Genomic DNA, 9577 nt, shown 5'->3' with positions numbered 1-9577 from the left:
AAAAGGCATTACCACAAGCATGTCCCGAAAAGGAAACTGCTTTGATAATGCCGTAATCGAATCCTTCCACTCCTCGCTAAAGTCGGAAGAATTCAACACTCAAAATAGAGTGCACCTTACAAACTCTATTGTACTAGAAAAAGTGCAATCTTACATGTATTATTACAACTATATACGACCGTTTACAAAACTAAACTGCCACAGTCCTGTTGAATTCAGGACTATGGCAGCATAGGTGTTTTTTCTTGTCCCGTTTTACTGGGTCAGTTCAAAATCAACAACAAGGGTTTTTATTATGCTCAGAATCGTTTTACTTATTCCAATTCCATATCCTGATTATTCTCCACAGAATAATCGTTTGTATTCTCTTCTTCCAATTCTAATTCCTGTTTCAACTGTTGCGATGCTTTAAGCAATCCTTCTTCTGTAGGTAGGAAGTAGTAAGTGCCATCAATTCGTTGATCTTCACCTTCTATTTCATACGTTTTAATATTCGAAGTATTCATCGAAGAATAGGCTTTCTGTAAATTGAAAATTTCGCTTGCACTCAAGCTTGTAGTTACATTTTCTCCTAAAATATTGGTGATTTCACCTACTTTAAACAATGAATCTGCTGAAATAGCTTCATCAATAGCAGCCTGGATAAATTGACGCTGTCTCTCATCACGAGAGTATATGTCATTTACATCTCGTTTTCTCATTCGGACAAATGCTAATGCTTCTTCACCATTTAATTTGCTTAATCCTTCTTCAAAGTAGATTTTCTCTCCACCTACATAGAAATTCTTTTCCCAGAACGGCTCTTTTATATCAACTGTAACGCCGCCAAGTGTGTCCACAATATCTCTAAATCCATCAAAGTTTACTGTGACATATTCATCAATGGGAATATCAAGCAATTGTTCTACCTTTTCGACCGTCAACTTATTGGCACCATAGTCAAAAATAGAGCCATACGTATAGGCTGCATTTATTTTATGGTAGCCGGCATATTGTCCGGCTTCTTCTGCTGTAAATTCGATTCTTGTATCACGTGGGACGGTTGTCATTGTCATTTGATCTGTATTTGGATTAATGGTCACAACAATTTGTGTATCTGCACGACCATTCTTACCATCTGTTTCGTAATCTTCCACACCAATTAATAATATCGAAAAAGGGTCGTCTCCAATTGTAACATCTGTTTCTCTTTTTTCTGATTTTCCATCCGGTCGATCTATTTCTTCATGAGCATCTTTAGTTGCATCATAAACGTTCACAAATAAATAAATACCATAGCCAATAATGGCAATGATGATTAATAAAATAATCCATAATATTCGTTTTTTCCACTTGCTTGATTTTTTTCTATTTTTTCTGTCTGTTCTTCGTTCACTCAAAATAAATACCTCACCTTTATTGTCTATTATTCTACTAAAAAAATTAGTAATGTGTTGATAACTATTCCACCTAATTTGACGAATCACCATCTAAAAAGTTACAGGTATTTATTAATTTAGTCAAATAATATCGAATCATTTGGATTATTTTTTAGTCGCTATTAATTGTTTAGGCGCTGATCTTAGGAGTGTTCAGTTTATATTTTCCAGAATAATAATGGAGCAAATTATTGTGATAGAGATACCAGTTTTTATGATATCCTTACTCGTAATTTTATTAGATGGTGTAAAAGGAATCGCTCCTTCAAATCCGCGGGACGCCATAGCTTTATACATATTTTCAGAGCGTTCAATTGCCTTTACAAGCAGCCCAGCCATTAGCTGACCATACACTCTTAATTTGCTGATCCGAATACTACCTCGAAAAAAACGAGACTTAGCAGCTGTCAACATTCGCTGAATGTCATCGAGGAACATAAATACATAACGATAAGATAAGATTAATATGGTTAATAGCTTTGGAGGTATATGCAATCCTGCTAATCCATTAATCAATTGATCAAGTGATTGAGATTCCAAGACAATCGTGATAACTGTCATCGACGTAAAAGCCTTGGTTATGATTAATCCAACAAATATTGCGTTGCTAGTCTCTGGTTGCCATAGCATTGGAATGGTCATTAGCAATAAAAAAGGGGTAATAATCAGGTAACGCTGAAGCAAAAGTTTGATAGATATTCTCATTACTAATAGGACAAGAAGTGACGATAGATAAGCGACAGCGGTAAATGAGATCTGGGTTAAGCTAATAACTCCAAAAATATAAATAATCGCGGCAACTATCTTTGTTCGTGCTTCCCAATTTGCAGCCCAATTGGGTACTTGTACTGAAGCTTGCGAATTCATCATAGCGATACCTTCCCATCACATAGTCAGAATATACGGATATAACATTTTTACTTACTTCTTTTTGCCACAACAAATAAAGTTGCCGCTGATCCGCTGAGCAAACCAATGACAAGCATAATAAAGAGGGACCCGATATTTGCGCTTGTTTGCTGTTCTTCCTTTGTATCTAAAAGCAATGTTGATGTATGGCTAGTTACGTCATATTCCTCTCCATCAATTTCGCCATCTTCTTCTAGGATTAGATTAGCTTTCACTAACCATTCACCAGATGATTCTATATCAAATGAAAATCTACCGTCTTGATCTGTTGTTTGTTCCAATACTTCATGCTCTGGTCCGTATGCTGTTACATGCACTTCGGCCACTTCCTCGTTATCTAACACAACATAACCTTCTAAGCTGCCAGTAGAAAAGTCGGCAACATCAATAGTTGGGACAAGTTCCAATTCTAAACCGATTGGAGAATCTACCTGAGAACTACCATTACCAACGTGGTGAACGATTTTCGCCATGTGACTGCTTAATTGGGTGGTGTCCTCATCTTCTGGTGTATATGTACCTAACACTCGTTCCGCCCAAAATATGTAGTCCCCTTCCTCGATGATGGGTACATATGCTCTTGCATTGACACCAGCTGCTTCCAACTCAAGCTGTTCTTCTTCTCCGTTAGGATAGCGGACGAACAGTTCATAGTCTTCATGACTCGCTTCACTTACATAATCTCGAATGTGTCCCCACTTCACATCAACTCTTAATTCCTCGCTGTCGGAAAACTCTTCTACATCTAAATATAATTCATGTGCGGAGACGGTAGGAACAAAAAAGCAAAAACAAACTAGTAAAAAAAAGAAACTGAACAATACCTTTTTCATTTCAAATCCTCCATATTTTATGATTAAAATCCAATCTCACCAAACCAGAAAATCGTCTTAAAATTATTGCTTTTTATTTTCAGCGCGTTTTACTCGATAGAAAAATAATGCTGCAATAAATAATAGAATCGCAATACCTGCCATCGCACGGATAAAAACTGGTATTTCGTTAGAATGATCAGATTCCGAATGTAAAGTTGATGCCCGGTGCCCAAGACCATCATCAGCAACAAAACGGTGTATATTTAACTCTGTATCATATATTAAAGAACCGTCTTCGTTTACGGTTTTCTCAAATAGTTTATTTCCACGTGAATCATAAGCTGTAACAACAGAAAGAGCTCCTGGTGTGCCATCATCATAATACACATGAATAACACCATCGTTTTCTTGCTTAATCATTAATCGGTGGGCATTTGAGGTTTGAGGACTTATGAACAAATTAATGAACAGACAACAGCCAACAATGACAATGAAAAGCTTTCTATTTCGCATCCTTATCCACTCCTTGATTGGTTAAATGGTCAAGAAGATGAGGTCTTACAGATGCTAGATGTTTAATAGCAAAAGCGGTAAGTGTTGCTTCTAATAATGCAAGAGGGAAATATGCGAGTAACACCATCTGTGTAACAGAGAAAAAGCCACTACCATAACGAGCGTCAGACAACAATAAAAGTAGAACTAACAAGGCGACACCGATACCAACAGCTGTAAAACCAGCGATAGCTCCTTTCCAAAAGGTGGAGGGCGATTTCCACTTTCTAAACAACCAATGCATCATGAGTGCTGGAATCGACATTAATAAGAAATTTGCTCCAAATGTACTGATACCGCCATGTTGGAATAACAAAGTCTGCAAGATGAGGCCAACAAAAACTGCTAACGGTGCACGCCTGCCTAAAACTAAGCCAAGGAATCCACCTAATAATGGGTGAACTGAGGTAGGACCTACTGGAATATTAATTAATGATGCAACAAAAAAAGCACCAGATAATAAGCTGATTTTAGGTATTTCTTCTTCAGAAGTACCTTTCAATGCATAAGAGAGAACCACTGCTGCACCCGCTGTTGTCGCAATAGCTACAGAAACACTTAATACACCATCTGCTACGTGCATTGCAATCATCCAAACCTTTCCACCATATAATTTTCCAGATCAATCACTTTATGGAACAGCAAAAGCGGAAACTTCATTATTCATCTGTAAAAATGGATTCAACTAACTATATTATTTAAGATGGAACAATATGATTAGGGAATTAAATATAAAACAATTCAAATTTGAGAAGTGATAAGCAGTGACTAGCTTTTCTAATGAGGAAAAAACGCTTGGAGACTTCCAAGCGTTGCTACCCTTATCTATATGGTACGTATGGCCCTAGTTGTTGCTCACTATGCATGGTGTGCAACCAGCCTTTAGGATGGGGTACCTTATAATCATCTGATGGATGGTGTTGAAAGTGCAATTTATTGTATTGTACTGGATCACTTGGGGCATAAGCACAAATATTACCTTTCTTAGATTCTAAATGATGTTGATCCATCATCTGATGACTTTGATATGACTGGTTTACGTTCGTACCCCATGCTGGCGTCTGTGATGTTGGATACTGGTACGGCGACGCGGAATAGTTTGAAGGCATATTTGGTGGATAATAATACATGTTATTTCCTCCTTATATATAGTTTCTTTATATCTGTATTCATAAAAAGATTTTTTGCGATTGAAAACAGATATCTTAAGCTTGGTCTTTCTCTTCACACTTTAACTTAGCTTGAATAAAATATTGTAATGATAAATCCATTTCAGGGTGGTGCTTATGATTCCAACACATATAAACAATATTTTTGGTATTAGAATAAATGGCATGACAAATAATGCTTCACTAAACTATGGGAATGCTCTGCATAAAGGGCATCAAGCCAATATGAAAATGAATGCAGGTTACTGGCAACCAGGGGATGCGAATTTTAGTCCATTGCAATTTAATAATTCCAATTTTTCTAATGATCCAGATGTAACCGATCAAGCGCAAGCGCAAATATAGAATCAGAAGAATGTATACTCCTGCTACCTTCAAAAGACGGAGGAGAATAATGTCATGTATAGTTGGATGGCAAGGGGGAATTAGATGGGTCACACGAATAACATCTTTGGTATTCGAATAAATACAATTATGAGTAATGGCTCGGTTAATTTCGGAAATGTTTGGCATACCAATCAACAAGCTAACATCAAAATGAATGTCGGATATTATCAGGCAGGAGATGCCAATAACAGTCCATTACGTTTTGAAAATAAAAACTATGCCTTTGATTCGGACGTAGTGGATCAACCCCAGCAACAAGTTTAAGGTGAAAGGCTGACAAGTGATGGACCTGAAAATAAATATCAAAAATATAAACGTTAACTCAATTAGTAATTTAGGTTCCCTAAATATAGGAAAAGTGTTTTTTGCTCATAATAAGTCCCAATTAATCAGATTGCCAAAGGAGCATTATCAGGAAAAGGAATTTAATCAAGAAGAGATAGATGCAGAAGAGTAAGAAATCTAGTTACAACAACATTAGGACATGATGATGTATAACAATGTGATTCAAGGAGAGATACGATGAGTGATCAATGGAATTCTTATTATGGAAATCCATATAGGAATAATAACTATCATTATACACCCTATTTTTTACCCTATGCACAACCTAATCAGCAAAAAAATTATGGGTATCCCCCTCATGTAAATGCACCAGCGATTTCTACTGATGAACTGATGGATCAATTAAATAAAATCTATGAGAAACTAAATCAGTTAGAAGAAGAAAATAAACAAATTAAAGAAGAATTAGCGAATAAAAAATCTATAACAGTAGAAAACGTCAATAATAAAATTCAAGATTTAAATGTGCAAGAATTGTCAGGCTCCTTACTAGTTGGTTTAAGTGCATTAAGCGATGCTGAAGAGTTACAAGAACTACTAAGTGAACAGGAGCCGGTATTTTTTAATGATATGAACACAGAGCAATTTGAAAATAATATGATGCAACAACAAAATGCAGAAGGGGAGGAAGGTGCCCAAAATCAACCTAATTCCAGTGAATCAAATGACTAGCATGGGCAATTAAATAGTGACAGTGCTACTAACTGTCTGTTCGTTTAATAAATATACTTGTCCTTTTCATTAAACCATTTAAATAATATCCGGTAAGCATCCTGTTCATTTATAGGGAGATGATCCGCAAACTCTGGTACCATTTTAAAGGTTCGTGCAATAATAGGTAAATGCAGGTTGGCTTCTTTTATATAGGTTTCATTAATTAATAGATTTGTATCTCCCGCCACTAATAGCTCCCCTTCTTTTAACAGTACGACCATATCAGCCCAAGATGCAGCAAAATTTACATCATGTGTTGATAATAAGATTGTTTTTCCCATATAATTTAACCCCTGTAGCAAACCAGCTACTTCATCTTGTCCAACAGGATCCAAAAAAGCCATGGGCTCATCTAATATCACGATATCAGGCTTCATTGCCAGTATTCCGGCAATAGCCACTCGTTTTTTTTGTCCGTAGCTTAATTGATATGGAGGTGTGTGCTTATATTCCAACATGCCAACATTTCCTAATGCGGCGTGACATACCTCTTCAATTTCTGCTTCAGTCAATTGTAAATTACGCGGCCCAAAAGCAACATCATCCCATACTGTTCCCGAAAAGACTTGATCATCTGGATCCTGAAAAACTAATCCGACTTTTCTCCGAATGAGTGGAGCATTCTGTTTTGTGATGATATCACCCATGATTTTTATGGACCCTTTATCGGGGAGCTTCAAACCATTTAAATGGTGTAACAGTGTAGATTTACCAGCGCCGTTCGGTCCTAAAAGCGCCACCTTCGATCCAACTGGTATTTGTAGGCTGAGGTTTTTCAATGCTTCAATGCCACTCTCATAACAATACGTAACATTACTAATTTCTATTGCATTCATTTTTTCACCTACCTAATTTTATCAATAATTTACAGGATACGAAAAAGGAGTCCTTATAAGTAACGGACTCCTCCAATAAATGGATATATGAAGAGAAGTGGTGAATTTAAGCAAATTGCTTTCCTATTTTTCCTTCTCTTACCATTGCAGCGAGTACATCAGCAATTACACGAGTTCCTAGCAATGCTGTTTGGTCACTAACATCATAAGGTGGAGACACTTCTACGAGCTCTAATCCACAGATCCCTTGACTTGCGACTCGATCGATAAATTGTAATCCCTCTCGTGGAAGAAATCCACCCGGCTCTGGCCAGCCTGTTCCAGGAACAAAGCCACTATCAAAGGAATCAATATCTACACTAAAGTAGACAGCACTTGCTCCACACCATGCCTTCTCTAAGGCAATGTCCGCTACTCTATCGACGCCTAACCTTTCGATATCTCCCATTGTGATTACTGTTGTATCAAATTTCCGTACATTTTTGACAGCTTCTCTTGGGACTTGCCATCCACCAATTCCAACTTGAACAAGGTTTGACGGTGGTGCATTTGGAATGTTAGTGGCATGAAACCAAGGGGTGGTATGCATTCTCTCATCCATATCTTTCTCTTGAAGGTCTAAATGGCGATCCATGTGGATAATGCCGACTTTTCCATCAACATTATCGGCTATTGCCCGTAAGCAAGGATATCCGATGGAATGGTCACCGCCTAACATAACTGGTAATGTTCCTTGAGCAAAGACGTGAGATACCGCTCTATAAATCTGGTCAAAACTTTTTTCAATGTTTGCTATTGTAAATACATCGCCAACATCACACATTTTCAAAGATTCTTGTAAATCTACACCTTTTTCATAACTGTAGGGCGTATACAATTTGGAAATACGTCTAATTGCTTCAGGACCAAATCGAGTACCTGCTCGATAAGTTGTTCCGATATCAAACGGAATTCCCATAAAGGCTACATCGTATTCCCCTACACGTCGAACATCTTCCAAAAAGGGTGTCCGTAAAAAAGTAGGGATCCCCCCTTGGGGTGGTCTTGCTTCTCTTGAAAAGGTTGAAATAGTACGATCCTCGATCGAAGGAGCACCTTCCAATCCGTACTCCAAGGAGCGCTTGATTTCTTTTTCTTTTTCAATTTCAGGGATTTTTGCTTCTTTTTCTGCACTCTCAATCCCTAATAAATCGGTAGTTCGGTCACTTTCTAATGCTTTTTTCTGCCTGAAACTTAATCCGTGGTTATCGAAGAAACCCAACACAACACCTCCTGTTAGTCAAATAACTTTATCACGGTGCTAATCCCCCACTTTAAGGTTCAAGCAAATCGAAGAAGCAAAGTGGGGAACACCATGATAAGTTTCACTAACCCTCAGTGGTGGACAAAAGTCCACTGAGGGAAGCTCACTTTATGTGGGTGTCATCATCGTTTCATTATATTCATTAAAATCGAGATAATGACTTTATTCTTCTAAATCTTGAACATCTAGTTTTTGCTTTGTCTCTTTAGAGCGAATAAGTCTGTGTAACAAAACATATAAATAGCCATGATGATAATAAGCTTCTACTTTATCGTGATATGCTGGATAAGGTAATTGTACTTTTCGTATGACTGGTCCTTGATAAAGTTCCATATGGATCGGGCTAAAGCCTTTATGATCTACACCAACTGTGCCAGTAATTTCTAATGTTTTATCGTAGACATCTATCTCAACATCTTCTAAGTTCAGTCCAGGTACCCGAAAAATACATAATAGCTCATTTTCTGATTCGCAAATATTGACCTTTATGCTTGAACCAGTATTTTTCAGCATCTGTTCATTGTTATTGTTGTTAGTATTGTTATTACCATTTTCTTCGTCTTCTAAGAAATCGAAGCTTGAGAAAAAATCCTCACCAAGAAAGTTAGGCAGTTTTTCATTCCACTTTTTCGGCCAATATTTATTCACTCTCACCGCTCCTTTCCCCACCTATTTTTAGTTTAATGGAGAAAAAGGAAATTGTGCTTGTATACGAAAAAAATATAGTAAGATGGCTTAGATCATATATCAATTTAGAACAGCATATATTGCAAGGTACATAGATAAAATGTAAAAAGGAGTACAATAAAATGGAAAAGTTGGAGCAACGTGTTGTTCAGTTAGAAAAAGAACATGAGCATTTGAAGCGTGCTATTCGAAGTCTTCAAGCAGAACTAGATATAACGATAAAAAAAACGCTAGATTCCCGGCAACAACAATCTGCACCTGATCTAACTAAAATGACCTATTTGCAAGAAGTAAATGAGCAAATGTTTCAGCAAAATGTTCGCTTACGTAACTTAATCGAAAAATGTATAGAGAGAAGCTCCGTTCCTACACAAGAGAATTATTATAAAGCACTTCGAGAAGATAAGTAAAGCGATCCATTAAGCAAGATAATCTAATTCTG

15 protein-coding genes are annotated in these 9577 nt (G+C 37.0%); 6 read left to right on the top strand and 9 right to left on the bottom strand.

From position 1 onward, the window contains the following. The coding region (locus D569_RS24045; RefSeq protein WP_156822963.1) for an integrase core domain-containing protein at positions 1–235 on the top strand (235 nt) is incomplete at its 5' end. Positions 236–314: 79 nt separating this feature from the next. On the opposite strand, the gene D569_RS0114575 is transcribed toward D569_RS24045, so the two are convergent. From D569_RS0114575 to D569_RS0114550, 6 genes are all read right to left on the bottom strand, one after another. Then, entirely contained in the window at positions 315–1379 is a 1065-nt protein-coding gene (locus D569_RS0114575; protein WP_018933176.1) for an LCP family protein, read from the bottom strand. Positions 1380–1571: 192 nt separating this feature from the next. After that, positions 1572–2288: an energy-coupling factor transporter transmembrane component T family protein gene (locus D569_RS0114570; RefSeq protein WP_018933175.1), complete on the bottom strand. Its 717-nt coding sequence runs from the start codon at positions 2286–2288 to the stop codon at positions 1572–1574. 47 nt (positions 2289–2335) lie between these two features. Next, positions 2336–3160, bottom strand: a complete 825-nt coding sequence (locus tag D569_RS0114565) for a DUF4198 domain-containing protein (RefSeq protein WP_018933174.1) — start codon at positions 3158–3160, stop codon at positions 2336–2338. A gap of 63 nt (positions 3161–3223) precedes the next feature. Then, positions 3224–3655 (bottom strand): hypothetical protein, encoded by a 432-nt coding sequence (locus tag D569_RS0114560; protein WP_018933173.1) that lies wholly within the window; start codon positions 3653–3655, stop codon positions 3224–3226. Beyond that, a complete protein-coding gene (locus D569_RS22945; RefSeq protein WP_018933172.1) occupies positions 3645–4286 on the bottom strand; it encodes a CbiM family transporter in 642 nt (213 codons plus the stop codon). The genes D569_RS0114560 and D569_RS22945 overlap by 11 nt, the downstream gene beginning before the upstream one ends. Positions 4287–4515: 229 nt before the next feature. Continuing rightward, positions 4516–4824, bottom strand: a complete 309-nt coding sequence (locus D569_RS0114550; RefSeq protein WP_018933171.1) for a hypothetical protein — start codon at positions 4822–4824, stop codon at positions 4516–4518. A 156-nt stretch (positions 4825–4980) separates the two neighbouring features. On the opposite strand from D569_RS0114550, the gene D569_RS0114545 reads away from it, so the two are divergent. From D569_RS0114545 to D569_RS0114530, 4 genes are all read left to right on the top strand, one after another. After that, positions 4981–5208 (top strand): spore germination protein, encoded by a 228-nt coding sequence (locus D569_RS0114545; RefSeq protein WP_018933170.1) that lies wholly within the window; start codon positions 4981–4983, stop codon positions 5206–5208. Positions 5209–5292: 84 nt separating this feature from the next. Then, positions 5293–5514 carry a spore germination protein gene (locus D569_RS0114540; RefSeq protein WP_018933169.1) on the top strand — a complete coding sequence of 74 codons (222 nt, stop codon included), beginning with the start codon at positions 5293–5295 and terminating at the stop codon, positions 5512–5514. Positions 5515–5530: 16 nt separating this feature from the next. After that, positions 5531–5707 (top strand): hypothetical protein, encoded by a 177-nt coding sequence (locus D569_RS24405; protein WP_018933168.1) that lies wholly within the window; start codon positions 5531–5533, stop codon positions 5705–5707. Between the two features lie 65 nt (positions 5708–5772). After that, positions 5773–6267 carry a troponin gene (locus D569_RS0114530; RefSeq protein ID WP_018933167.1) on the top strand — a complete coding sequence of 165 codons (495 nt, stop codon included), beginning with the start codon at positions 5773–5775 and terminating at the stop codon, positions 6265–6267. 44 nt (positions 6268–6311) lie between these two features. On the opposite strand, the gene D569_RS0114525 is transcribed toward D569_RS0114530, so the two are convergent. The 3 genes from D569_RS0114525 to D569_RS22940 all read right to left on the bottom strand — a co-directional run bounded on the left by D569_RS0114525 (position 6312) and on the right by D569_RS22940 (position 9096). Then, positions 6312–7145: an ATP-binding cassette domain-containing protein gene (locus tag D569_RS0114525; RefSeq protein WP_018933166.1), complete on the bottom strand. Its 834-nt coding sequence runs from the start codon at positions 7143–7145 to the stop codon at positions 6312–6314. Between the two features lie 106 nt (positions 7146–7251). Next, positions 7252–8409, bottom strand: coding sequence for an agmatinase family protein (locus D569_RS0114520; RefSeq protein ID WP_169336446.1), 1158 nt, complete (start codon positions 8407–8409; stop codon positions 7252–7254). Positions 8410–8610: 201 nt separating this feature from the next. Beyond that, entirely contained in the window at positions 8611–9096 is a 486-nt protein-coding gene (locus D569_RS22940; RefSeq protein ID WP_018933164.1) for an Hsp20/alpha crystallin family protein, read from the bottom strand. A 161-nt stretch (positions 9097–9257) separates the two neighbouring features. Here D569_RS22940 and D569_RS0114510 point away from each other — a divergent pair, with 161 nt between their 5' ends. Continuing rightward, on the top strand, positions 9258–9545 hold the full coding sequence (locus D569_RS0114510; RefSeq protein ID WP_018933163.1) for a hypothetical protein: 288 nt from the start codon (positions 9258–9260) through the stop codon (positions 9543–9545). Positions 9546–9577: the final 32 nt, after the last annotated feature.

It is taken from the genome of Gracilibacillus lacisalsi DSM 19029 (assembly GCF_000377765.1).
Taxonomy (GTDB): Bacteria; Bacillota; Bacilli; order Bacillales; family Amphibacillaceae; genus Gracilibacillus; species Gracilibacillus lacisalsi.
This window is presented reverse-complemented; position numbering and strand designations above follow the sequence as displayed.